The 24694-nt window shown below is 70.0% G+C and carries 18 protein-coding genes; 5 read left to right on the top strand and 13 right to left on the bottom strand.

Annotation, left to right across the window (positions count from 1 at the left end; translation table 11 throughout):
• Nucleotides 1-3 precede the first annotated feature (3 nt).
• From AC0HI0_RS00220 to AC0HI0_RS00210, 3 genes are all read right to left on the bottom strand, one after another.
• Nucleotides 4-1332: a cytochrome D1 domain-containing protein gene (locus AC0HI0_RS00220; RefSeq protein ID WP_480930164.1), complete on the bottom strand. Its 1329-nt coding sequence runs from the start codon at nt 1330-1332 to the stop codon at nt 4-6.
• Between the two features lie 175 nt (nt 1333-1507).
• The gene (locus AC0HI0_RS00215; RefSeq protein WP_480930163.1) at nt 1508-2743 is read right to left on the bottom strand and encodes a hypothetical protein; all 1236 of its coding nucleotides are present in this window, start codon (nt 2741-2743) and stop codon (nt 1508-1510) included.
• Nucleotides 2744-2790: 47 nt separating this feature from the next.
• Complete coding sequence (locus AC0HI0_RS00210) at nt 2791-3651, bottom strand: glycosyltransferase (RefSeq protein ID WP_480930162.1); 861 nt, start codon at nt 3649-3651, stop codon at nt 2791-2793.
• Between the two features lie 119 nt (nt 3652-3770).
• Between AC0HI0_RS00210 and AC0HI0_RS00205 the strand changes: the two genes are divergently transcribed.
• Genes AC0HI0_RS00205 through AC0HI0_RS00195 form a run of 3 tightly spaced genes read left to right on the top strand, consistent with a single transcriptional unit; the run spans nt 3771 to nt 7458 of the window.
• Nucleotides 3771-4820, top strand: coding sequence for a glycosyltransferase family 2 protein (locus AC0HI0_RS00205; RefSeq protein WP_480930161.1), 1050 nt, complete (start codon nt 3771-3773; stop codon nt 4818-4820).
• Entirely contained in the window at nt 4805-6244 is a 1440-nt protein-coding gene (locus tag AC0HI0_RS00200) for a lipopolysaccharide biosynthesis protein (protein WP_480930160.1), read from the top strand. The genes AC0HI0_RS00205 and AC0HI0_RS00200 overlap by 16 nt, the downstream gene beginning before the upstream one ends.
• Nucleotides 6241-7458 (top strand): rhamnosyltransferase WsaF family glycosyltransferase, encoded by a 1218-nt coding sequence (locus AC0HI0_RS00195; protein WP_480930159.1) that lies wholly within the window; start codon nt 6241-6243, stop codon nt 7456-7458. Before AC0HI0_RS00200 ends, AC0HI0_RS00195 begins: the two co-directional genes overlap by 4 nt.
• Before the next feature lie 303 nt (nt 7459-7761).
• On the opposite strand, the gene AC0HI0_RS00190 is transcribed toward AC0HI0_RS00195, so the two are convergent.
• A complete protein-coding gene (locus AC0HI0_RS00190) occupies nt 7762-9033 on the bottom strand; it encodes a hypothetical protein (RefSeq protein ID WP_480930158.1) in 1272 nt (423 codons plus the stop codon).
• Nucleotides 9034-9512: 479 nt separating this feature from the next.
• A complete protein-coding gene (locus tag AC0HI0_RS00185) occupies nt 9513-10367 on the bottom strand; it encodes a hypothetical protein (RefSeq protein ID WP_480930157.1) in 855 nt (284 codons plus the stop codon).
• Between the two features lie 196 nt (nt 10368-10563).
• On the opposite strand from AC0HI0_RS00185, the gene AC0HI0_RS00180 reads away from it, so the two are divergent.
• Complete coding sequence (locus AC0HI0_RS00180) at nt 10564-11697, top strand: hypothetical protein (protein ID WP_480930156.1); 1134 nt, start codon at nt 10564-10566, stop codon at nt 11695-11697.
• Nucleotides 11694-13085: an O-antigen ligase family protein gene (locus tag AC0HI0_RS00175; RefSeq protein ID WP_480930155.1), complete on the top strand. Its 1392-nt coding sequence runs from the start codon at nt 11694-11696 to the stop codon at nt 13083-13085. Before AC0HI0_RS00180 ends, AC0HI0_RS00175 begins: the two co-directional genes overlap by 4 nt.
• A gap of 277 nt (nt 13086-13362) precedes the next feature.
• Here the strand turns inward: AC0HI0_RS00175 and AC0HI0_RS00170 are convergent, their stop codons facing one another.
• From AC0HI0_RS00170 to AC0HI0_RS00135, 8 genes are all read right to left on the bottom strand, one after another.
• Entirely contained in the window at nt 13363-13920 is a 558-nt protein-coding gene (locus tag AC0HI0_RS00170) for an acyltransferase (protein ID WP_480930154.1), read from the bottom strand.
• Nucleotides 13917-15023 (bottom strand): DegT/DnrJ/EryC1/StrS family aminotransferase, encoded by a 1107-nt coding sequence (locus tag AC0HI0_RS00165; RefSeq protein WP_480930153.1) that lies wholly within the window; start codon nt 15021-15023, stop codon nt 13917-13919. The genes AC0HI0_RS00170 and AC0HI0_RS00165 overlap by 4 nt, the downstream gene beginning before the upstream one ends.
• A complete protein-coding gene (locus AC0HI0_RS00160) occupies nt 15020-15673 on the bottom strand; it encodes a NeuD/PglB/VioB family sugar acetyltransferase (protein WP_480930152.1) in 654 nt (217 codons plus the stop codon). Before AC0HI0_RS00160 ends, AC0HI0_RS00165 begins: the two co-directional genes overlap by 4 nt.
• A 98-nt stretch (nt 15674-15771) precedes the next feature.
• Nucleotides 15772-20547 (bottom strand): DUF4082 domain-containing protein, encoded by a 4776-nt coding sequence (locus AC0HI0_RS00155; protein ID WP_480930151.1) that lies wholly within the window; start codon nt 20545-20547, stop codon nt 15772-15774.
• 291 nt (nt 20548-20838) lie between these two features.
• Nucleotides 20839-21954: a DegT/DnrJ/EryC1/StrS family aminotransferase gene (locus AC0HI0_RS00150; RefSeq protein WP_480930150.1), complete on the bottom strand. Its 1116-nt coding sequence runs from the start codon at nt 21952-21954 to the stop codon at nt 20839-20841.
• The gene (locus AC0HI0_RS00145; RefSeq protein WP_480930149.1) at nt 21955-22947 is read right to left on the bottom strand and encodes an NAD-dependent epimerase/dehydratase family protein; all 993 of its coding nucleotides are present in this window, start codon (nt 22945-22947) and stop codon (nt 21955-21957) included. It lies immediately after the preceding gene.
• On the bottom strand, nt 22944-23546 hold the full coding sequence (rfbC, locus tag AC0HI0_RS00140) for a dTDP-4-dehydrorhamnose 3,5-epimerase (RefSeq protein ID WP_480930148.1): 603 nt from the start codon (nt 23544-23546) through the stop codon (nt 22944-22946). The genes AC0HI0_RS00145 and rfbC overlap by 4 nt, the downstream gene beginning before the upstream one ends.
• A complete protein-coding gene (locus AC0HI0_RS00135; RefSeq protein WP_480930147.1) occupies nt 23543-24694 on the bottom strand; it encodes a Gfo/Idh/MocA family protein in 1152 nt (383 codons plus the stop codon). The genes rfbC and AC0HI0_RS00135 overlap by 4 nt, the downstream gene beginning before the upstream one ends.

Here is a 24694-nt window from a genome sequence, read left to right as displayed (position 1 = left end):
GCCTCAGAGCAGGCCGATCCAGCCGTGCGCGCGCGACGGGCCGTGCGCGCTGTCACCCGGGAACGCGGCGGTGTAGCCCTGGAGCAGCGTCGCCAGGCCGACCAGCAACGGCACGTCGGCGTTGCAGGAGGCCCGGCCCGACGAATTGGTGACCGCCGTGCACAGCGGGTGGCCCTTCAACGTCCGGAACGCGACCGTCTTGCCCACCACGGGGTTTCCGGTGTGCGACTCCTTGAGCGTCGCGTTCATGCCGCGCACGGTGAACCCGACCAGCCGCAGTTGCAGCGTCGCGTACCCGGCGGTCAGCTTGGTCGGCGCGGGCGGCACCGCGTGGATCGCGACGCCGACCGGGTTGGTGCCGACCGGGATCGTGCCCACCACGGCCAGCGTCGCGGTGTCCACGATGGACACCGTGCCGCTGTTGAAGTTGGTCACGTAGGCCTTGCCGCCGTCCGGGGTCAGCGCGACGCTGATCGGTCGGTTGCCCACCGCGATCGCGGTGATCGGGGCCAGCGCCGGGATGTCCAGCACGGACAGCGTGTGCCCCTCGCTGTTGGTGACGTAGGCGCGGGCGCCGTCCGGCGAGATCGCGATGCCGTGCGGGATGAAGCTGACCGGGATGGTGCCGATGATGGCGTTGGTGGCCACCGCGACCACCGCGACGTTGTTGGAGAACTTGTTGACCACCAACAGCTTCGTTCCGTCCGGCGTCACCGCGACGGCGGTCGGGGTGTTGCCGGTGGGGATCTCGGCGATCTCGGCGTTGGTGGCCGTGTCGACCACGGACACCGTGCCCGCGCCGACCACGTCGTGCGCCACGTACAGCCGGGAGCCGTCCGGGGTCAGCGCCACGCCGTCCGCGTTCGGCCCCACCGGGATGGTCTCGGTGGCGGTCAGCGTCGCCGCGTCCACCACGGACACCGTGCCGGCCCGGTAGTTGGAGACGTAGACGTGGCCGCCGCTGGGCGACACCACGACCCCGGCCGGCCCGTCACCGACCGGCACCGCCGCGTCCACCGTGTTGGTGGGCGTGTCGATGACGGTCAGCGTGTTGTTGCGGACGTTGGTGACGTACCCGCGCGCGCCGTCGAACGCGACTCCCACGCCGTACGGGGAGTTTCCGTTCGAATCGGACAGCGTGCTGGTGACGGTGTCGGTCGCCGTGTCGAGCACGGAGACCCCGCCGCCGTTGTTGGCGACGTAGCCGAGCACGCGGGTCGGCGCGGCGACCGCCGTCCCCGCGGGCACGAGGAGCAGCGCCGCGCCCAGCGCGACCGCGCCGCCGAGGGCGATCGGTCTGCGGAACTGCCTGCGTCGGTCGGTTCTGGGCATCGGGCGCCTCCATGTCGACTGGTATCCCGCATTGCCCCAATCGCGGGAAGCCCTCCGCCCGTTAGCCGCGAATCCGCTTCCTCCGCACCGTGATCGGTACGGACGCACCGCGCCCGACCCCGGTGACCGCACGCGGGCACGACCGACGGCCCGCACCCCCGACAGCCCACCGACCTCAGAACCGGTAAACGTGAACCTGGTACGGACCGAAATCGTCGACGATCTTCCCGTTCTCGATCGGCACCGTGCGGTTCTCGTCCACCACGGTCGCCGTGCCCGATTCGACCGGAACGGTGATCTCGACCCGCGCCGATCCACTTCGGGGAAGCGAAGTGTTCCCGTCGGTCTGCGCGAGCACCCACCGCGCGCCCTCGGTCTCCTTGTGCAGCACCGAAACCGGCACCCCGTTGGCGCTCTTGGCGGTCACCCCGGGCCGGTTGGCCGCGTTGAGCACCGGCGCGAGCGACTTCAGCCGGGCGTTGACCTCCTTGACCTTCGCGGTGATCTCCGGCCGGGTCAGCACGCTGGAGTACTCGCCCTTGCCCTCGGTGTAGAAGCTGTGCGCGAAGTAGTTGATGCCGGTCGCGCCGTGCAGGATCGTGTTCCACACGGCGGATTCGAGCTGGTCGGGCGTGATGGTCTCGCCGTGCGTGTGCGGGTGCCCGGTCTCCACGAACCCGTAGAGCGGCTTGTCCGGCCCGCACCACTTGCGCATGGTGTCGATGACCTCGCCGTAGCTGAACGCCCCCACCTTGTCGCCGCGATCGGGGTGCGTCCACCCGTAGTAGTCCGCCGACGCGATGTCCGCCGCGGCGCAATAGGTGCGCATGTCCTCTTCGTACGACTTCTCGATGTGGCCGTACCCGACGCCGCCGCCGGGCGTGCCCATCCACACGCCGAAGTTCAGGTAAGTCGGCCGGGACGGGTCCTTGGCGCGGACCTCCTCCGCCTTGGCCAGGATCGCCGACGGCTGCATGTCGGGGTGGAACACGTCCCCGTAGACCTTGTTCATGTCCGGTTCGTCGGCGATCAGGTAGCCGACGTAGTTGCGCGCGTGCGCGGTGTCCTTGAGGACGTCGTCGACCCGCTTCGGGTCGGGGTACACCCGCCAACCGGTCTCCAGCAGGCCCTCCTTGCGGAGGTACCACCACTCGTCCTCCCAGAGCCCGAGCCCGAAGTCGACGCCGATCTCCTGGTAGGTCCGGCCGATCTTCGCGCCGTTCTCGACCGACGACGGGTCCTGCATCCAGACGTTGATCGGGAACAGCCCCGGGTCCCCGGCGGGGTTGGGCCCGTTGGCCCACTTCTTGTAGTGCTCGGCCACCGAGGCGACCGACGAACCGGTCGACGGGGCGGACGAGTGGGAGGCCGGCGGTTCGGCCTCCGCCGTGCAGGCGGCCGTGAGAAGCACCACAGCGACCGCCAGTCGGGCACGAACCATCGGTTTGGACGTCCTGTTCAGCTCGGTGACTTGACCCGGCCGCGCGCGGCGAGGACCTGCTTGGCCTTCTCGAACCCGCCCGGTCCGAGCACCTTCATCGCGGCGGTCTTGGCGAGGTAGCGCGCCCCGTCCCGGGCCACGCGCACCGGGTGCCCGACGAACCGGTCGCGGGCCAGCACCCGGCCGTCCGGCTCCGGCAGGTCGTCCAGCGAGTCGCCGAACAGCGCCCGGTAGGGCGCGGGCGAGACCAGCCGGCCCCGCGTCCGGTTGCTCACGTTGCCGCCGTGCACGACCTGGAGCCAACCCGGCGCGCCGCCCAGCGAGACCGCCTCGGCGTGCCGGTGCAGCCGGTTGTGCCAGTCCGCCCAGCAGGTGATCGGGTCGTCCCAAGTCTCCCGCACGGACGCGAACGCGTTGTCCTCGTCGTGGTGCGCGAACAGCCCACCCGGGCTCTTGACCAGCCCGTTCGCCAGGTACAGCGCGGTGCGGCGACCAGTCGGCCGGTCGGCTTGGAGCCGCGCGACGAAGTCCGCCGCCAACCCGTCGTCGTTGTCCAGGTTGGTCGTGATGAGCCCGTCGCCGCGCACCGGGAACAGCTTGCCGAGGTCCTCGACCAGGTCCTCCCGGCTCACCTGCTCGCGGAACACCGGCGTGTACGCGTCGCCGTGCTCGCGGATCCGGTCCTTGAGCCACTCGGGGCTCTCCGGGTCGAAGTAGATGATCCACCGGTAGTTCGCGGACGTCTGCGCGCGCACCGACGGCAGGCAGTACCGCTCGAACAGCCCGACGCGCTCGGTCAACCACCCCTCCCGCGCCCGCACGATGCTCTCGGCACCCACGGACGGCAGGTTGAAGCGCGTCAGAATGACGTGGTCCATCACGACCCCTTCCCGTTGCCCGGTACATCGGGATCCCGGGCCCATCGTTATCCGCGCGCTGCTGACGATCCGTGACGGCAGGCGGTTAACGATCCGACGCCGTCACCGATGTCTAGGACGTGACTCAAGCCCCGACACGACCCACGGTCGACGTCGTCATACCTTGCTACAACTACGCGCGATTCCTCAGAGCATGCGTGCAGAGCGTGCTCGACCAGCCGGGCGTGGACGTGCGCGTGCTCATCATCGACGACACGTCGACCGACGACACACCCGAGGTGATGGCGGAGCTGACCGAGGACCCGCGTGTCGAAGGTCGCCGCCACGAAGTCAACCAGGGACACATCGCCACCTACAACGAGGGCCTGCTGGAGTGGGCCAAGGCCGACTACACCGTGCTGCTGTCCGCCGACGACCTGCTGGCACCGGGCGCGCTGGCCCGCGCCGCCGAGGTCTTCCAGGCGAACCCGAACGTCGGCATGGTGTACGGCCGGGTCGTGTACTACGCCGACCACGACGACCTGCCCTCGATCGTGACGCCGCCCGCCGGCCACACCGTGTGGTCCGGAGTGGACTGGATCGAGAACCGCTGCCGCACCGGGCAGAACGTGCTGTCCTCGCCCGAAGCCGTGGTGCGCACGTCGATCCAGCAGCAGGTCGGCGGCTACCGGCCGGACCTGCCGCACGCCGGCGACCTCGAAATGTGGATGCGCATCGCGGCGGTCTCCGACATCGGCTACGTGCGCGGCAAGCCCGCCGCGTACTACCGGGTCCACCAGCAGAGCATGTTCCGCACCCAGTTCTCGTCGGTGTTCGCCGACCTGGAGCAGCGACAGGCCGTGTTCGACCGGTTCTTCTCCGAACACCCGGACCTCCCGCCGCGCCTGAAGAACCTGGCCGACCGCTCCATCGCCAAGGACGCGCTGTGGCGCGCGGTCCGCGCCTACGACCGCGACAAGCTCGACGAGATCCCCACCGAGGAGCTGGTCGAGTTCGCCCGCAAGGTCTACCCGCACACCGAGCGACTGCCCGAGTACCGGGCGTTGAAACGGCGCAAGGCGCTGGGCCCCGCGCTGTGCAGCCGGACCCAGGTGTTCGTCGGCGCGCACCTGGCCAAGCGCGGGCGCGGCCTGGTCGGCAAGCAGGTCTGGAAGTGGCGCGGACAGTGACCACCCTGGAGGGCAAGGTCACCAGGGCGATCCGGTGGAGCGCCATCAACAGCCTCCTGCAGCGGGTGTCGCAGGTCGGCGTCGGCGTCCTGCTGGCGCGGCTGATCGCACCGGAGCAGTTCGGCGTGTTCGCCGTCGCACTCGTGGTGCTCAACATCGTGCTCAGCGTGAGCGAGATGGGCGTGAGCGTCGCCCTGGTGCGCACGGACGAGCCGGTGAAGGACCTCGCGCCGACCGTCACCACGCTGTCGATCCTGTCCGGGTGCCTGCTGTGCGGCATCTGCGTGGTCGGCGCGCCGTGGTTCGCCGAGGCGATGGACACCCCGCAGGCGACCGGTGTGATCCAGCTCATGTCGGTCGCGCTGGTCGTCGCGGGCGCGTCGGCCGTGCCCGGCGCGCTGCTCCAGCGCGAGTTCCGGCAGGACCACAAGTTCGCCGCGGACACCTCGGCGTTCGTCGTGGGCACCGCGGTCGTCATCGTCATGGCGCTGCTGGGCTTCGGCGCGTGGAGCCTCGCCTGGTCCCGGATCGCCACCAACCTGACCGCCGCCGTGGTCATGTTCGCCTTCACCAAGGAGCGCTACCGGCCCGGTTTCGACCGCACCCGGGCCCGCGAGCTGCTCGGCTTCGGCCTGCCGCTGGCGGGCGCGTCGCTGCTGGTGTTCGGCGTGCTGAACGTGGACAGCATCATCGTCGGCAGCCTGCTGGGCACGCTGCCGCTGGGCTACTACCTGCTGGCCACGAACCTGGCGAACTGGCCGGTCGGCGCGTTCTCCCAACCGGTCCGCAGCGTGTCGCTGGCCGCGTTCTCCAAGGTCCGCGACGACCCGGACCTGTTCCAGCGGACCTTCGCCCGAGCGCTGGGCCTGCTGGCCCTGTTCACGGTGCCCGCCTGCGTCCTGCTGGCGTCCCTGGCGGACCCGTTGGTGCGCACCGTCTACGGCGAGCGCTGGGCCCCCACCGCAGCGGCGCTCGCCGCCCTGGTCCTGCTCGGCGCGATGCGCGTCGCCCTGGAACTGGGCTACGACTACCTGGCGAGCGCCGGACGTTCGAGGGCCATCCTGGTCATCCACCTAGTCTGGCTGGTCGCCCTGGTCCCCCTGCTCGCGCTGGGCGCGCACCTGGACGGCATCCGCGGCGTGGCGTTGGCGCAGAGCGTCGTCGTGCTCGTGTTCATCATGCCCGCGTACCTGATCGCGTTCCGCCCGTACGGCATCAAGGTGAGAGCGCTGGCCGCCGCCGTGGCCCGGCCCGTCATGGGCGGGGTGGTCATGGTCGCCGTCGCACTCACCGTGCAGTGGTTCGTCCCGAACTCGTTGTGGCGCTTGATCATCGGCGGCGCGCTGTCGCTGTTGGCCTACGCCGTCGTCGTCTTCCCCCTGCGCCACGAGGCGCTGGGGCTGCTGCGAAGGGGTCCGCGTTGAGGCCAGTCGAGGTGTTCCAGCGAAGGGCGCACCAGATGTCCCGGATCGTCCGGGAACAGGGTGTGCGGCAGTTGGGCGCACGCGCCCTGCGCAACGCCGCCAAGCGCCTGGGCGCGGACGAGGACGTCTTCCCGGTGCGCCTCGAAGACGTCCGGAAGGCCGACATCACCCGGCACAAGCCCGCGACGATCCCCCCGATCCCCCCGGACGGCTCGCTCACCGTCAACTGGGTGAGCACCCCGCCCGCGCCGGGTTCGGGCGGCCACACCACCATGTTCCGGCTGATCCAGCACCTTGAATCGCTCGGCCACACCTGCCGGCTGTACCTCTACGACGTGTACGGCAGCCGCGCCGAGGACCACGAGCCGGTCATCCGGGCGTCCTACCCGGGCTTCCGGGGCCAGGTCCTCGACGTGACCGCCGGGATGGCCGACGCGCACGCCGTGTTCGCCAGCGCGTGGATGACCGCCTACCCGGCGTTCAACGACCCGTGCGCGGGCAAGAGGTTCTACCTGGTGCAGGACTACGAGCCGTGGTTCTACCCGGTGGGCGGCCTCTCCGCGCTGGCCGACAACACCTACCGCATGGGCTTCCACGGCTTCACCGCCGGCCGCTACCTGGCCGAGAAGCTCCGCGCCGACGTCGGGATGCCCGCCGACTGGTTCGACTTCGGCTGCGACGCCGACCGCTACCACCTCAAGGAGAACACCCGGCGCGACGGCGTCGTCTTCTACGCCAGGCGGCTGGCCCCGCGCCGCGCGATCGAGATCGGCCTGCTGGCCCTGGAGATCTTCGCCGAACGCCACCCCGACGTCGACATCCACACCTACGGCGAGAAGATCGGCCAACTGGGCCCCCGGCACGTCGACCACGGCCTGGTGACCCCCGACCAGCTCAACGACATCTACAACAGGTGCTACGCGGGCCTGACCCTGTCGATGACGAACGTCTCCCTGGTCCCCCACGAAATGCTGGCCGCAGGCTGCCTGCCCGTCGTGAACGACGCACCGCACAACCGCGTGGTCCTGGACAACGACCACGTCCGCTACGCACCCGCGACCCCTCACGAACTGGCGCGGGAACTGTCCGATGTGGTCACCACCCCGGACTTCGCCCAAGTGGCCCAAGCAGCGTCCGCCAGCGTCTCCAGCCGCTCCTGGGACGCCGCCGGCCACGAACTGGAAAAAGTCCTCAGACGAGAACTACAAGTCTGAGGCCCACTCACACCCCACCACACCACACACCCCCAGCCCTCCCGCCCTACTCCTCCCACCGCTTCTCACAGCCCCGAAGCGTGACCTCACGCCAGGCAGACCGAGCAGCGGCATGGGCAGAGCTGCGCCGCGCGCCTTCCGCCACCCGACGCAACACCCGAAGGCGCGCGGCGTAACGAACCGGCCCGAAATGCGGCGACTCCGCCGGCTGGACCACGATCCCCGAGCGTGCTGACAAAACGCGCCTCCGCAGTCGACATGATCCCTGTGCCACAAGCACAATCGCCGAACGATCGCACACCGTTAGCCGGCCGCGAACCGGTACACGTGGACCCCGTAGGGCTCGAAGTCGTCGACCAGCACACCATCGACGACCGACACCGTCCGCCCCTCGTCCACCACTTCGGCAACCCCACCACGAACCGGCAACGACACCCGCGCCCGGGTACGAGCACTACCGGGCCGAGCCGAGTCCCCGTCAGCCTGGGCGAAGACGTAGTGCCACCCGTCCACCACCTTGTGCAGCACGGCGATCGGCACAGCACCCTCCCCACGCACCCCACCCACCGAAGGCGCGTTCAACACCGGGGCGAACGCCCGCAACCGACCGTTGAGCGCCTTCAGCCGTGCCGCCACGTCAACCCGGCTGACCGCACTGGCAAACCCCCCACCCAGAGCCCCACCACTCTTCGGATCCCCACCACTCTCCGGATCCCCACGCCCCTCCGGATAGAAACTGTGCGCGAAGTAGTTGATGCCGTTGGCTCCGTGCAGCACGCAGTTCCACACCGCCGCCTCGATCTGATCAGGCGAAATCAACCCGCCATCCTCGTACGGATGCCCCGTCTCGACAAAGCCGAAAACCGGCTTGTCCACCCCACACCACCGCCTCATGGTGTCGACGACCTCACCGTACCGAAACGCCCCCACACCCTCGGAATCCCCGTCCGACCACCCGTAGTAGTCCGCCGAAGCGATATCCGCCGCCGAACAGTAGGTACGCATGTCGGCCTCGTAACTCTCCTCCACGAACCCGTACCGCTCCCGCCCACCCGGCGTCCCCATCCACACACCGAAATTGACGAAAGTAGGCCGTGAAGGATCCCGCCGCCGAGTCTCCTCCGCCACCCGCACGACCGCAGAAGGCTGGAACTCGGGATGCAACCGCCCACCCTGAGACTTCTGCATGTCAGGCTCGTCCACCAGCAGATACCCGAGAAAGTTCCGGGAATGCCCAGGATCCGCCAGCACCGCGTCGACCTTCCCGTGCGACACGTAGGCCGACCACCCGGTCGCGTACAACGCATCCCGCCGCCGCACCCAGGCATCATCGTCCCAAAGCCCCAACGTGGCAGAAACCCCAACGTCCCGATAAGCGACCCCGACCAACTTCCCGTCGACCACCTCGGAAGGGTCCTGCATCCACACGTTGACCGGAAAAACCGCCGGATCCCCACCCGGATTGGGCCCGTTGACCCACCGCCGGTAGTAATCGGCAGTAGGCCCACCCACCAACTCCGCAGGCCGCACCACAGGTTCCACAACAGGCGCACACGAAACCACCAGAAGCAGCACCCCGCCAAGCACCCCCACACGGCCAACCGGCATGGCGCACACCCCTCTGTCACCCAACTACATCGCCAGCGACCAACAAAGAGTTTCGCAACCACACCCCGCCACACCGGCGCAGCCCACACACCCCAACCTGCGTCGTGTCATCCCCGTGTGGCCTGCGCGCAGCGAACCGCGCTTGAGTAGGGAGTGCAAGCACGCCCTTCGCTTGCACTCCCTACTCAAGGGTGGTTGTCTCAGACCAGGCCACACGGGGATGACACGACGCCCACCGCACTTCGTGTCCATCCTCGGCGGCCAGCCCGTCCGGCGAGGACGCCCTAAAACCCACCCCGCCCAGCAACGCCAGCCACACCCCGCGCAGCCACACCCCCACCCCGCGCAGCCACACCCCCACCCCGCGCAGCCACACCCCCACTCCACACAGCCGCAGCCCCGCCTCACACAGCCGCAGCCCCACCTAACACAGCCGCGGCCCCGCCTCACACAGGCGACGGCGAGGTGGCGTCCCGGATCAACAACTTCGCTTCAGCGGACCCGTCAGCCGGCACCTCGTGAATCGCCGCCAACTTGGAGTCCTTCGGCACCGCCGAGAACACCAACCGCGAATCGTCCAACCACGTGGCCTGGTCGTCGATCCCCGCCGTGCCCGGCAACCGCCGCTCCTCCCCCGTCCGGAGGTCCAGCACCGCGAGATCCCACGGCCCCAGCCGCCCGATCCGCTTCTTGTACGCGATCTTCGTCCCGTCCGGCGACAACGACGGGCACTCGGCGTCACGCCTCAGTGACGTCACGCGACGATCGACCAGGTCGCCCTTCACCAGCCACGTGAACCCGCCCGACGCCAACGTCGCGTAGAACGTCCGGTCGTCCGAAGCCACCGTCAGTCCCCAGTAGTTCACGTCCTGTGCCGTGTGGACGCTGCCCTCGATGTCCGCCGTGAAGCCCTCCAACGACTCCACCGCCGTCCCGGACCGCACGTCGAAGAAGCCGGTCCGGGTCGAGAACCCGCCCGGCACGGCGTACGAGTCGCCCGTCACGAACGACGTCCACGACACCACCTGCCCGGACGCGGACACCTTCGCCCGGCTGGGCACGCCGGGCAGCGCCACCGAGTGCGAGGCCCCGTCCCGGGTCACCTCCGCCGCGTACGTCGGCCCGGGTCCGGCCAACTTCAGGCACACCGTCGTGCCCGCCGCGCGGTACACCCGCTGGCAGGCCAGCGACGTGCCGCTGCGGGTGTCCGGGGACGCCAGGGCGACCTCCTCGACCCGACTCCGACCGTCCGCCAGCTCGACGAACATCAAGTCCGCGTCCACCGTCGCGACCGGTACCACCGGTTGCTCCTGGACGACCCTCACCACATACACCACACCGGCCGCGACGACCAGTACGATGGCACCGACGGCGAGCGCGACGCGCCGCGAGCCCAAAGTCCATCACCACCTGTAACGACAAGGCGCGAGTCGGCCGATTTCAGAGTAACAACACCTTGCGGTGACGCACTCAGGGTAAACACGGATCGGGGAGCGGATGGATTTCTGGGGCGCCGTGCGCACGCTGCGGAGGCGGTGGTACATCGCCGTGCCGTCAGCGGTGGTCGCCGTAGCGGTGGCCGCAGGCATGTTCCTGTCGATCCCGACCCGCTACCAGTCCACGGGTGTGATGGTCCTGACCACACCCGCGGCGGGTGGCACGTTCTCGCAGAAGGTCACGCCCGAAGAGGCCGTGAAGATCAACCCTCTGCTGGCGTTCGACGGCAGCCTCGCGACCACCTCGCAGATCCTGGCGCAGATCCTGGCCGACCCGAAGACCCGCGAGCAGCTCGGCATCACCAAGGGCTCGGTGCTGAACTACACCGCGACGGGTGGCGGCCAGAACGGCCCGTTCCTGTTCATCACCGGCGACAGCGAGACGCCCGACACCGCCGAGAAGATGGTCACCACGGTGATGGAGTTCGCCTCCAAGGAGCTGGAGGACCAGCAGCGCAAGCTGAAGGCCCCGGAGTCGACCTTCATCACCTCGCAGGTGATCGTCAACCCGACCGAGGCCGAGGCGCAGATCGGCGGCAAGGTCCGGTACGCCGGCGCGGCCTTCGTGCTGCTCATGCTGCTGACCACCGCCGCCACCTTCGGCGCGGACAGCATCATGAACAACATCAAGCGGCGCAAGGCGAAGGAGCAGGCCGCGGCCGACGCCGAGCCGGACCCCGAGCCCGCCCAGGAGCAGTCGTCGGTCAACGGCGCGCCACGCCGCCCGCCCGCACCGCCCGCTCCTCCCGCGCGCCGCCCGCAGCCCACGGCCAGCGAGCAGACCATCAAGGTGAAGGTCCCCGGCACGCCGCCCACCGGCATCCCGGCCGCGAAGATGAACCAGGCGGGCCAGAACCAACCGGCCAAGCCCGGCGGCCTCACCGCCTCCCAGCAGGCCAAGCCCAGCACTCCCCCCGGCGGGATGCCCACCGCGAAGCCGAACCAGCCCCAGAACCAGGCCAAGCCCCAGAACGGCCCCCAGGGCGGCCCTCAGAACGCACCGCAGAACGGACCGCAGAACTCCCCACCCAAGCCGACTCCGGCCAAGCCGCAGCCGACCGCCAGTGAGAAGACCGTGAAGATCGCCGTGCCGCCACCGACACCGACATGGCCGAGCAACGAAGACAGATCTTGAGCGAGCGGCTCCAGCGGATCAGGCAACGTGCGGACGGCGCGACCCTCGTCTGCGTGTACCTGTTCGCCCTGCTGATCATCCCGGCCCGGCTGGTGCTGTCGTTCGTCCCGATGACGCTCCCGCCGGCCCTGGTGTTCGCGCTGCTGCTGGGCGTCGTCTGGCTGGCCGCCCAGATGGTCGACACGCTCGGCATGGGCAAGGGCCGCAACGTGGTGCGCACCGCGCTCGCCCTCTACCTCGCCTCGCACCTCGCGACCTACGGCGTGGCGACCAGGCGGTGGCTGCCCACCGACGAGCTGACCGTCGCCGACTCCAGCATCATCCGGATCCTCGCGACGCTCAGCATGGCCGTCTTCATCTGCGACGCCGTGCGCACCAAGGAGCGCCTGGACAAGGTCCTCAAGCTGATCGTCGCCTGCTCCGCGGTGATCGCGTTCGTCGGCCTGGTCCAGTTCGGGCTCGGCGTCGACCTCGCCTCCTACGTCAGCATCCCCGGCCTGCGGGCGCAGGAGAACGGCTACGCGGTGATGGAGACGCGGTCGATCTTCCGCCGCCCCACCGGCACCACCAACCACCCCATCGAGTACGGCCTGATCTGCGCCATGGCGGTGCCGATGGCCACCCACTACGTGTTCAAGGCGCGCGACGACGGCACGCCCTACAAGCGGTGGCTGATCTGCCTGGCGCTGTGCGGCCTGGGCGCGATGACCGCGCTGTCGCGGACCGCGATCCTGGGCATGACCGTCGCCGGCATCGTGATGATCTTCACCTTGCCGCGCAAGCGGAAGATCACCGCGATGGTGGTCGGCGGCGGGTTCTTCCTGGGCGCGAGCCTGGTGGTGCCCGGCCTGTTCGGGACGCTGCGCGGCATGTTCTCCAACATCGAGGACGACCCGAGCGTGAAGGCGCGCACCGCGGACTACGCGGCGGCGGCCGAGCAGATCGACCTGAACCCGTTGTTGGGCCGGGGCTTCGGCACGTTCCTGCCGACCAAGTACACGATCCTGGACAACCAGTTCCTGCTGACCTTGATCGAGAACGGCTACCTGGGCATGTTCGCGCTGATCGGGCTGTTCGTGGCAGCCGGGTTCGCGGTGCTCCAAGTGCGCGTGATCAGCCGGGACGACCACCTGCGCGGGGTCGCCGCGGCCGTGCTGTCCGCGGTGCTGGCCGGCGGCATCGCCGCGTTCACCTTCGACCTCCTGGGCTTCAGCGTGGCCACCGGCATGGCGTTCACCATGATCGGCCTGGCCGGCGCGATGCTGCGGATCGCCAAGCAGGAAGCCGCCGCCGCCGAGGAGAAGCGGACGCTCAAGTCCGTCATCCTGAGCCGACGCCCCTTCGCGAAACCCCCGCGCCCCCAGCCCGCCGACTCGAACCGGCCCTGAAAGCGCAAGCCAGGCTCCAGGCACCACCTGATCACCGACGGCAAACCCGGACGGCGCCGATCGCGGCCACCACGAGAACCGCCGCCTGGTCCGCCGCCGCAGGGCTACCGCCGACTCCGCGTCACCAGAGCCCGAAACGAACCGGGCTCCGAGCAACCGCCCGGAGCCCGTCCTCACAACCTCTTCCAGTCACCCTCGACGCCGGCGCTCAGCGCCAGTACCAACGCCGCGCTCAGCGCCAGTGCCAACGCCCGCACTCAGCGCCTGCGCCACGCGCTCAGAGCGCCACCAACCCCTTGTCACCTTCGGCGAACCGGTTCCCGCAATCCGGGCACACCAACCCCGCGTCCAGCCGCTGACCGCACGAGCACACCCATCCCTTGTGCCGAGCGGGATTCCCGGCCACGAACGCGTGCGCGGGCACGTCCTTGGTCACCACCGACCCGGCGGCCGCGAACGCGTGCTCGCCGATCTCCACCCCGCAGACCACCACGGTCCCCGCACCCAGCGACGCCCCGCGCCGCACGACGGTCGACAGCAAGTCGCCCCCGGTCTTCCGGATCGCCGCACGCGGCCGCAGGTCGTTGGTGAACAGCACGTTCGGCCCGAGGAACACCTCGTCCTCGCACACCACGCCGTCGAACACCAGGGTCCCGTTCTTGACCGTCACCCGGTCCCCGAGCACGGCCTTGCCCTCGACGAACGCGTTGTCGCAGATGTTGCAGTCACGACCCACCCGCGCGCCCGGGAGCACGTGCGCGAACGCCCACACCCGGGTGCCGTCGCCGACCTCGTCGCTCTCGCACAACCCCTTGGGGTGCACAAAGACGCTCACCGCCCGGCCTCCCCCACCGCCGCCGCCAGGGCCGCCACGACCCGCTCCTGCTGCGCCAGGGTGATCTCCGGGAACAGCGGCAGGGACAGGATCTCCCCGGCCACCGCCTCGCTCACCGGGAAGTCGCCGCGGGCGTGCCCCAACGAGTCGAACGCACCGGTCAGGTGCACGGGCGTCGGGTAGTGGATGCCCGCGCCGATCCCGGCCGCGTGCAGGGCGGCCAGCACCCGGTCCCGCTCCGCGACCCGCACCACGTACAGGTGCCACACCGGCAGGTTGCCCTCCAGCACCACCGGCAAGGTCACCCCCGCCACGGACTCCAGCAGCGCCGAGTACCGCTCGGCCGCCGCGCGGCGAGCCGCGTTCCAGCCCTCCAGCCGGCGCAGCTTGGCCGACAGCACCACGGCCTGCAACGTGTCGAGCCTGCTGTTGAACCCCAGCACGGTGTGCTCGTACTTGCGCGGCGAACCGTGCTCGCGCAGCAACCGCACCGCGCCGGCCAACTCCTCGGACGAGGTCAGCACCGCCCCGCCGTCGCCGTAGGCACCGAGGTTCTTGCCGGGGTAGAAGCTCGTGGCGGCGATGTCGCCGAGGCCGCCGACGGCCACGCCGTGCCGGCGCGCGCCCTGGGCCTGCGCGGCGTCCTCCACCACGGGGACCCCGAACGACCGCAACTCCTCGACGGCCGCGGCCTGGCCGTACAGGTGCACCGGCACGATCGCCTTGGTGCGCGACGTCAGCGCGTCGCCCACCAGCGAGGTGTCGATGAGCCCGGTGTCGGCGACGCAGTCCACCAGGACCGGCGTCGCGCCGGTCCGGGCCACGGCCTCGGCGGTGGCGATGAACGTGTTGGCCGGCAGCACGCACTCGTCGCCGGGCCCGACCTCCAGCGCGCGCAGCGCCAGCTCGATCGCGTCGGTGCCGTTGCCGACCCCGACGCAGTGCGCGACTTCTTGGTAGGCGGCGAACTCCGCCTCGAACTCGGCGACCTGCCGGCCCCCGATGAACGCCGTCGTCTTGAGCACCTCGGCCCAGCCGTCGGCGACCTCGTCGGCCACCTGTTCGTGCTGGGCACGCAGGTCCACCAGCGGGATGTCGATCACGAACCGTTCCCCTCTCGCAGTCGTCCGGCCGGCACACCCGCCCAGACCTCACCCGCGGGCACGTCCGTGAGCACCACCGAGCCCATGCCCACCACCGCGCCCGCGCCGATCGACACGCCTTCCCGGACCGACGAACCCTGGCCCAGGTAGGCGCTCTCCCCGACTCGTACCGCTCCGCCCAGCGACGCGCGGCCGGCGAAGGTCACACCGTCGCCCACCTCGTCGTCGTGGGTGACCAGCACGTGGGGCATCGCCACGACGTGCGCCCCCAAGCGCAACGGCGTCGTCACGACCACCCCGGCCAGCAGGACCGTTCCCGGCCCCACAACGGCCCCTGGCGGCACCGAAGCCGCCGGGTGCACCACGGTGGCCCACCGATCCTCCGGCAAGCCCAGCCGCCGCACCACGGTCATCCGGCCCAACGGTCGCCGCGCGCTGGCGATGCACACCAGCACCGCGGCGTCGGGCCGCTCGTGCACCAGCTCCGACCCGCCCAGCACGGGCAGACCGTCGAGGTCCGCGCCGTGCCGGGTGGGGTCGTCGTCCAACGCGCCCACGGGGGTCCACTCCTCCGGCAGGAGGCGGACCGCCGCGAGCACCTCGCGCGCGAGCCCTCCTCCGCCGACCAGCAGCAGCGGCCGTGGTGTCATGCCATCCCCTCGAATCGCTCGAACCCGCTCCGCGATGCGAGCCCGATCCGCCTCGCAACGCGGACCGGCCGGGTCCAGTGTGGACCCGGCCGGTGGTCTCAGCTGGTCGTGAAGACCACGTCGACCCAGTAGTGGTTGCCTTGATAACTGTTCGTCGGGAACCCGCTGCCGACCTGGTACAGGCCGTTCAGCGCGCCCTCGGCGGTGGCCGGCGAGGTGAGCGGCGGCGACGTCGCGGTGTAGCCCGCGAAGTAGCCGTGGTTCACCGCGTAGTGGCCGTTGGGCGCGGTGTAGGAGGCCACGTAGGTCGTGCCCGCCGTCACCGCCAGCGGCGTGCCGAACGTCAGCGTCTGCCAGCCGGTCGCCGTCTCGCCGCTGAACGTGCCGGTCTTCAGGGACACCCCGGCCGCCGACCACACCGTGCCGGTGTGGGTGCCGGTGTTGCCGGTGCCCTTGTAGAACTTCACGCCCGTGATGAACCCGTCGGCCGACGGGGTGAACCGCACCCCGAGTTCGTACCCGTCGCCGTCGTCGGCGGACGGGACCGTCGGCACGGTCGCGCCGCTGAACAGCGAGCACGGGCACGTCTGGCTGGTCGCCGCGGTGAACGACCAGGTCAGCGCCGTGGCCATGATGTTGCCGCCGACGTCGGCCGCCCGCACGCTCGCGGTGTACTTCGTGGTCGCCGCCAACGGCTTGGCGGGCGTCCACTGCACCGTCTGCTGGTCGGCGGACCGGGTGAGCGTGCCGTCGAGCTTCGCGCCGCCGGGGTCGCTGACCGAGAACTGCGTGTTGGTCAGGTCGATCGGCTCGTCGAAGCTCGCCGTCACCTGGGTGGTGAGCGGCACGTCGACCGCGTCGGTCAGCGGGGTGTGGCCGGACGCGACCGGCGCCGTCGTGTCGGCGTTCGGCGTGTAGACGACGTCCACCCAGTAGTTGTTGCCCTGGTGGGACGTGGTCGGGAAGCCGCCGCCGGTCTGGAACACGCCGTTCGGGTTGCCCTCGCCGGTCTGCGGCGCGGTCAGCGGCGGCGCGTTGATCCCGGTCGCCTGGAAGTAGCCCTGGTCGATCGCGTAGTGGCCGTTCGGCGCGAAGTACGACGCCGTGTAGATCAACCCCGGTGCGACCGTGACCGGCGAGGAGAACGTCAGCGTCTGCCAACCGGACGCCGTCTCACCGGAGAACGTGCCCGTCGCCAGGCGGACACCCGCCGAGGACCACAGCGACCCGGTGTGGGTGCCGGTGTTGCCCTCGCCCTTGTAGAACTTGACGCCGGTGATCTTGCCGCTCTGCGTCGGGCTGAACCGCACGCCCAACTCGTAGGAGCCGCTGTCGTCGGCCGACGTGGTGGTCGGCACGGTCGCCGAGCTGAACAGCGAGCACGGGCACGTCGCCGTGGTGGACGTGGTGAACGACCACGTCGCCGTCGACGTCATCGCGTTGCCGTTCACGTCGGCCAGCAGCACGCTCGCCGTGTACCGCGTGTTGGGCTTCAACGGGCCGCTCGGCGTCCACGTCACGGTCTTCTGGTCGCCGGACAGCGCCACCGAGCCGGTCAGCTTCGCGCCGCCCGGGTCGGTGAGCCAGATCTGCGTCGACGCCGGGTCCATCGCCTCGGAGAACACCAGCGACAGCGAGGAGTTCGGCCCGACGTTCGTGGCGTCGGTCCCCGGCGTGCGGGTGTTGAGGGTCGGCGGCGTGGTGTCGCCGTTGAGCCCGTTCTTGTAGATCACGTCGACCCAGTAGTTCGCCGCGTTGTACGAGGACGTCGGGAACCCGCCGCCCGCGCCGTAGCGGTACAGGCCGTTGGGGCCGTCCGTGCCGTTGGACAGCGCGCGCATCGCGCCGTAGCTGGCGCTCTGCCCGTCGAAGTAGCCCGGCGTCACGGAGTAGTGCCCGTTGGGCGCGTAGTACGAGACGACGTAGGTCGTGTTCGCCTGGACCACGACCGGCGAGGAGAACGTCAACGTCTGCCAGCCCGACGCCGTCTCACCGGTGAACGTGCCGGTGGCCAGCAGCAGGCCACTGGCCGACCACAGCGAACCCTTGTGGGTGCCGGTGTTGCCCGCTCCCTTGTAGAACCGGACGCCCCGGACCTCGCCCTTGCCGTTGAACCGGACCTTCGTGCCGACCTCGACCGCCGTGGCGTCGTCCGCGCTGGGCGTCGCCGGGGAGGCGAAGTCGTCCCAGATCGTGCACGGGCACGTCGCCGGCCGGTTCGCGCCGGTCGTGAAGCCGAAGTTGTACAACGCGGTCTGGTTGCCCGCCGCGTCCTTCACCCGCACGCCCGCCGTGTAGGCCGTGCCCGGGGTGAGCGCCGCGTTCGGCGTGAACTGGGCGGTCTTGCCGTTGCCGGTCACCGACGCGGTGCCCGCGACGGCGACGCCGCCCGGACCGGTCAGCGTGAACTGGAGCGAACTCGGGTTGATCGCCTCGTCATAGGTGGCGGTCAGGGTGGGGGTGAGCGCGACGCTGGCGGCGCTCGCCAACGGGCTGGTGGCCACCAGTTCCGGCGCGCGGGTGTCGGGGCCGGGGTCCGGCGCCCACACCACGTCGACCCAGTAGTTGCTGTCGTCCTGGGACTCGCGGTCGGGGAAGCCCGCGCCGGAGCGGAAGAGGCCGTTCTTGCCGTCCACCCCGCTCTGCAGCCCGGTCAGCGGCTCCAGGTACTTGGAGCGGCGGCTGAAGTACTCGTTGTCGGCCGAGAAGTGCCCGGTCGGCGACAGGTACGACACGACGTAGGTGGTGTTGGCGTTGACCGCCACCGGCACCGGGAACAGCAGGGTCTGCCAGCCGCTCGCGGTCTCGTTGACGAACGTGCCGGTCGCCAACTGCTGGCCGCCGGCCGTCCACAACGTGCCGGTGTGCGTGCCGGCGTTGTTGGGGCCCTTGTAGAACTTGACGCCCCGGACGTAGCCGTTGGTGTTGGCCCGCCACTTCACGCCGAGTTCCAGCGCGGAGCCGTCGAGGATGTCCGGTGTCTTGGGGGCCTCGTTGGCCGCGAAGATGCCGCACGGGCAGGCCCGTGCCGCCACCGCGGGAGTCGCCGTCACCGGCGTGGAGAGGTTCAGCGAGTCGTCCACCGCGCGCACCCGCAGTTGCGCCGGTCCCGAGGACGGGGGCGTGTAGGTGTAGCTCCACGAGGTCTGGCCCGCCTGCCACACCGCCGGGTGCCAGCGGACGCCGCCGTCCGTCGACACCTCGACGCCGGTCACCTGACCGTTCCAGTCGACGACGGTGCCGTTGAACGTGTACGGCTGGCCCACGCTGGAGACCGCCGGGACGTTGTTGAAGCTCACCGACGGCGCGGTCGTGTCGGTGATCGCGGCCGACTGCACCAGGCCGGGCATCAGCGAGGCGGCCTGGACGCCCATGTCGGCCAGGAAGTTCACCGTGGCCTGCTGCATCCGGATGTCGGAGGTCGGCGTGTTGGTGAGGAACGCGTGCTCGTCGTCCAGGCCCCACGCCCACTGCACCGTGCCCGCGCCGAACACCAGCGAACCCGACGGGTACTTGTAGTAGGTGATCGCGTGGGTCTTGGTGTCGGGCGTGTAGTAGTCGCCGTGGTTCTGGAGCACGTACGGGCCGTCGAGCATGGCGACCGTGGTGCGGGAGAACTGGCCGACGCCCGCGGGCTGGTAGCCGTTGTCCTCCACGGTGTTCCACTCGTAACCGAGCGTGCCCGGCTGGAACGTGTACGTGGTGCCCGCGGCCATGTTCTGGAGCGACGTGTTGCGCCAGAGTCTCATCTTGCCGTACGCGGCCGGGACCTGGAGCGAGTCGTCGCGCCGGCCGTTGACCGTGAAGATGTTGCCCAGCAGCGAGTTCTCCGGGCGTCCGCCGTCCTGCGGCGGGCTGTAGCGCGGGTCCCGCCAAGTGCCGGTCCAGTCGGCCAGGCCGTCGTTCTGGGTGCCCTTGGTCTCCTTGTAGCAGGCGACCGTGCGCCAGTCCGTCTGGGACGAGTCGATGCTCTTCTCCCAGCGGGTCTTCCAGAAGATCTCGTTGCCGGTGAGGAACGCGAGGTGCACGCCCGCGTCACGGGCCGCCTCGACGTTGGCGCGCTGCTCGTTCGACCAGTACTCGTCGTGCCCGACCGCCATGAACACCTTGTGGTTCTTGATCAGCTGGCCGCGCCGGGCGCTGTCCACGTCCGTCGTGTAGCTGACGTCGTAGCCGTTGCGCTCCATGAAGCGCAGCATCGGGTACTCGGCGTTGAAGATGAAGTTCTCGTCGCCGTCACCGCCGGTGTACGGACGGTTGTAGCTCACCTTGTACGCCTGGCCGCCCTGGCCGGGGCCGTCGCCGAAGTACAGCGAGTTGCCGCCGTAGCGGTTGTAGGCGACCCAGGTCGAGTCCGAGGTCTGGAAGAAGATCTTCGAGGTGCTCGTGTCGTCGCGGATGACGAACGCGATCTCGTTCTGGAGGCCGTTGTCGTTGCGCGTGACCCGGGCGTAGTAGATGCCCGAGACCGCGTTGGCCGGCACGTTCCAGGTCAGCGACACGGCCCAGTTGCCGCAGTCGATCAGGGCGCTCGGGGTGTCGCGCAGGCACGGCGGCTGGTTCTGCGGGGTGTTGCGCGAGATCGAGTCGACCTGGCGCGCGCCGACGCCGCCGTACCAGCCGAGCCGGAAGATGTCGAGCGTGTACGAGGAGGCGTTGGTCAGCATCTTGAACGCGACCTGGCCACCCGGGGTGGAGCTGATGTCCGTGGTGTAACCCAGGATCGAGTCGTCGCGAGACGGCACCTGCCAGTCCGGGGTTCCCGGCTTGGTGTTCTCGCACAGCACCTTGTTGACGACGGGTGCGTCACACGGGGCGGCGTTCGCGACCGTCGCGGTGAGGAGGACCAGGGGCGTGACACAACCGGTCACCATCAGTGCTGCACATAGGGCCCTAACAAGACGTCTTGCCGGCGACGCCATAGACCAGTCAACTCCTCGAACGCACTCCGTAGCGCGGCCGTCACTACTCCCCGTAGTGCAACCTTATTGCTCCGAACGTCGCCTGAACTTGTCAAGCTGTTACCCCGGTGGAGATCTCATTTGGATGACAATGCCGAACCTCGGGTCCGTAGTCACTCTGCGTAACCACGCTGGGCATGACGAGGCCCGGTGGCCGGGCCCTGCCCCCGGCCACCGGGTCGTTGCCGACGCCGACCGCTCCCGCTAGGCGGTCGCGGCGTTCAGCGCATCGACGACCTCGTCCTGCTCCTCGTCGGTCAGGCCCACGAAGTGCGGCAAGAGGATGTGGTCCGCCGCCACCTTCTCCGTCACCGGCAGCGACGGCGTGGCGTCGCCCGCGTGGTACACGGGCTCCAGGTGGCACGCCGTGATGCGCCGGGTGGCGACACCGCGCTGTGCCATCGCGTTCATGACGTCGATCCGGGCGTGCCCGGTCAACCGCACCAGGTAGGACTGGTAGACGTGCCCGAACCCGGCCGGCTCGTGCGGCAGGACCAGGGACTCGTTGCCCGCCAGCAGCTCGTCGTAGCGGGCCGCCAGGGAGCGGCGGGTCTTGACCACGTGGTCCAGCTTGCCCAGCTGCACGATGCCGACCGCGGCCTGGATGTCGGTCATCTTGTAGTTGAAGCCGACCTCGTCGTAGCTCTCCGAGATCACCGCGGTCGACGTGTGCCGGGTGAGCGTGGAGATCGAGGCCGCGTGCGCGCGCAGCGCCTTGAGCTTCGCCGCCACCTCGGAGTCGTCCGTGGTGACCACGCCGCCCTCACCCGTGGTGAGGATCTTGCGCGCGTCGAAGGAGAACACGGTGATGTCGCTGATCGTGCCCAGCCGGACACCGTCGATGGTCGCGCCGTACGCGGGCGCGGCGTCCTCGACCAGGTGCAGGCCGTGCTTGCGGGCGATCTCGCGCAGCGCGTGCAGGTCCGCCGGCAGGCCGATCTGCGACGCGGGCATGATCGCCTTGGTGCGCGGCGTGATCAGCGCTTCCACGTGCGCCGGGTCGATGTTGTAGGTCCGCTCGTCGATCTCCGCGAACACCGGAGTGGCACCGGTGTAGCGGATGGAGTTCGGCGTCGCGATGAACGTGAACGACGGGCAGATCACCTCGTCGCCCTCGCCGATGCCCAGCGCGGCCAGCGCGAGGTGCAGGCCGGTGGTCGCGCTGTTCACGGCCACCGCGTGCTTCGCGCCGACCTGCTCGGCGACCAGCTCCTCGAACTTCGCCGCGCGCGGGCCGACCGACAGCCACCCGGACAGCACCGCCTCGGCGGCGGCGTCGGCCTCTTCCTGGCCGACGTAGAGGCGGGTGATCGGGATCATCTACTTGGCTCCTTGCAGATTGGGGTTCCCGGCGGCGGTCTCGACGCGCCACCACTCGACGAGGTTCTTCAGGCCCTCGTGGAGGGACACCGTGGACTCGAAGCCGAGCTTGGTGCGCGCGGACTCGGTGCTCGCCAGCCGGCGCGGCACCGCGTTCACCTTGCGCTCCGGGCCGTGCTCGGGCCGCAGGTCGGTGCGGCCCATGACCTCCAGCAGCGCGTCGGCGAGCTGGGCCAGGCTGGTCTCGGTGCCGGAGGCGACGTTGAACACCTCGTCGGACACGTCGCTCTTGGCGGCCAGCACGTTCGCGCGGGCGATGTCGGAGATGTAGACGAAGTCCATCGTCTGGCTGCCGTCGCCGAGGATCAGCGGCGGGGTGCCGGCCGCGATGCGCTCCATCCAGCGCACCAGGACCTCGGTGTACACGCCGAACACGTCCATGCGCGGGCCGTACACGTTGAAGTACCGCAGGGCCACGTAGTCCAGCCCGTACATCTCGTTGAAGCTGCGCAGCAGGCCCTCGTTGTAGACCTTCGCCGCGCCGTAGAGCGTGCGGTTGGCGTAGGCGTGGTGGCTCTCCTCGGTGGGGAACACCTCGGCCAGGCCGTAGATCGACGCGGACGAGGCCGCGACGACCTTGGTCACCTTCGCCTCGACCGCCGCCTCCAGCACGTTGAACGTGCCGGTCGCCAGCACGTCGTGCGCCAGGCGGGGCTCCTCCGCGCACTGCGTGATCCGGATGGCGGCTTGGTGGAAGACCAGGTCCACGCCGTCCATGGTGGACTTCACGGTCTCGACGTCGCGCAGGTCGCCCTCGACGAACTTCACCGCGCCGGCCGCGAGCGGGCCGGCCAGGTTCTCCATCCGGCCGCGCACCAGGTTGTCCAGCACGACGATCTCGGCGACGCCCTCGTCGAGCAGCTGGTCGGCGATCGTCGAGCCGATCAGGCCCGCACCGCCGGTGATCAGGACACGTGCGTCACGCAGGTTCACGCTGATTCTCCATAGTGGAACGCCGGGTTCTCCAGGTAGGTCGCCAGGCTGGGGTTGGCGCTGTCCTTCGCGGACAGCGTCGGGTTCTCGATCGGCCACGGCACGCCCACGTCCGGGTCGTCCCACGCCAGCAGGCCCTCGGCCGCCGGGTTGTGGAAGCCGGTGGTCTTGTACTGCACCTCGGCGATGTCGGAGAGCACCGCGAAGCCGTGCGCGAACTCCGGGCCCATCAGCAGCTGGGTGCGGTTGGTGGCGGACAGCTCGATGCCGAACCACTTGCCGAACGTCGGCGAGCCGACCCGGATGTCCACCACGACGTCCCAGATCGCGCCGACCGTGCAGCGGATCAGGCGGTGCTGCGGGGCCAGGCCGTTCTGGAAGTGGAACCCGCGCAACACACCCGCCGACGACCGGGAGTGGTTGTCCTGCACGAAGTCCAGGTGCAGGCCGTGCTGTTCCCAGCGCCGCTTGCTGTAGGACTCGAAGAAGAAACCCCGCTCGTCCTCGAACCACTCCGGCTGGACCACGAACACGCCTTCGATCCCGGTCGGCGTGACCGTCATGTCCATGCCCTGCTTCGGGGCCGCTACCCCAGTCATGCAACCGCCTCTTCCAAGTTGGCCGGACCGACGTCCCGCACCGTGACAAACTCCCCGCCGGCCGCCAGGCTGGCCGACGCCGCCTCCAGGGTGGCCAGCACCCGCAGACCCGACCACCCGTCGGTGAGCGGCGCGCGCTTCTCCGTGATCGAGGCGGCGAACTCCGCCATGACGCCGCGCAACGCCTCGCGCTCGGGCAGCGCGGGGGCGACGGTGTCGCCGCGGCGGTAGGACACGATCGCCTGGGTGCGCGCCTCGTGCCCCTCGATGACGTCCGCGCCCCGGTCGTGCACCGACACGCGCTGGACGACGTTCAGGTCGTCCCACACGATCGTGCGGCGCGAACCGCCCACGATCATGGTGCGGATCTTGGTCGGCGACAGCCAGTTCACGTGCACGTGGGCCAGCACCCCGTCCGACAGCTCCAGCGTCAGGTGGCCGATGCACGCGCGGCCCGCGCCGATCGGGTCCGAGCCGTGCGCGGAGACCCGCGTCACGCGCACGCCGTCGGGCAGGATCGCGTCGAAGATCGACAGGTCGTGCGGCGCGAGGTCCCAGAACACGTCGACGTCCGGCTGCACCAGGCCGAGGTTGACCCGCACCGAGTCGAGGTACTGCACGGTGCCGATCTCACCACCGCGCACCAGTTCGCGCAGGTGCTGCACGACCGGGGTGTAGACGAAGGTGTGGTCGAGCATCAGCGTCAGGCCGCGGTTGTCCGCCTCCCGCACCAGCTCCAGACCTTCCGCGTACCCGGCCGCCAGCGGCTTCTCCACCAGCACGTGCTTGCCGGCGCGCAGCGCGGCCATGGCCACCGGCAGGTGGGTCGCGGCCGGGGTGGCGATGGCGACCGCGTCGACGGCCGGGTCGGCCAGCACGTCGTCCAGCGAGCCGGAGACCCGCACGGTCGAGTAGTCGCCGAGCACGCGGCGGGCGCGTTCGGTGTCCAGGTCGCACAGGTACCGCAGCTTGAGGCCGGGGGTGGCCTGGGCGTTGCGCACCAGGTTCGGTCCCCAGTACCCGGCGCCGATGACGGCGATGCCGATCGGCTGGTCCATCTCGCTCCTCAGATCAGTGGGTGTGCCGGCGGCCCGGTCGGTCCCGGTGCCGGTGTGCTCGATGTCGGCGGGCGGCGGTTCGGCGGCCAC

The organism is Saccharothrix sp. NBAS 001, assembly GCF_056640475.1.
Note: the sequence above shows the minus strand (reverse complement) of the source record. Positions and strands in the feature narration are given on the sequence as shown.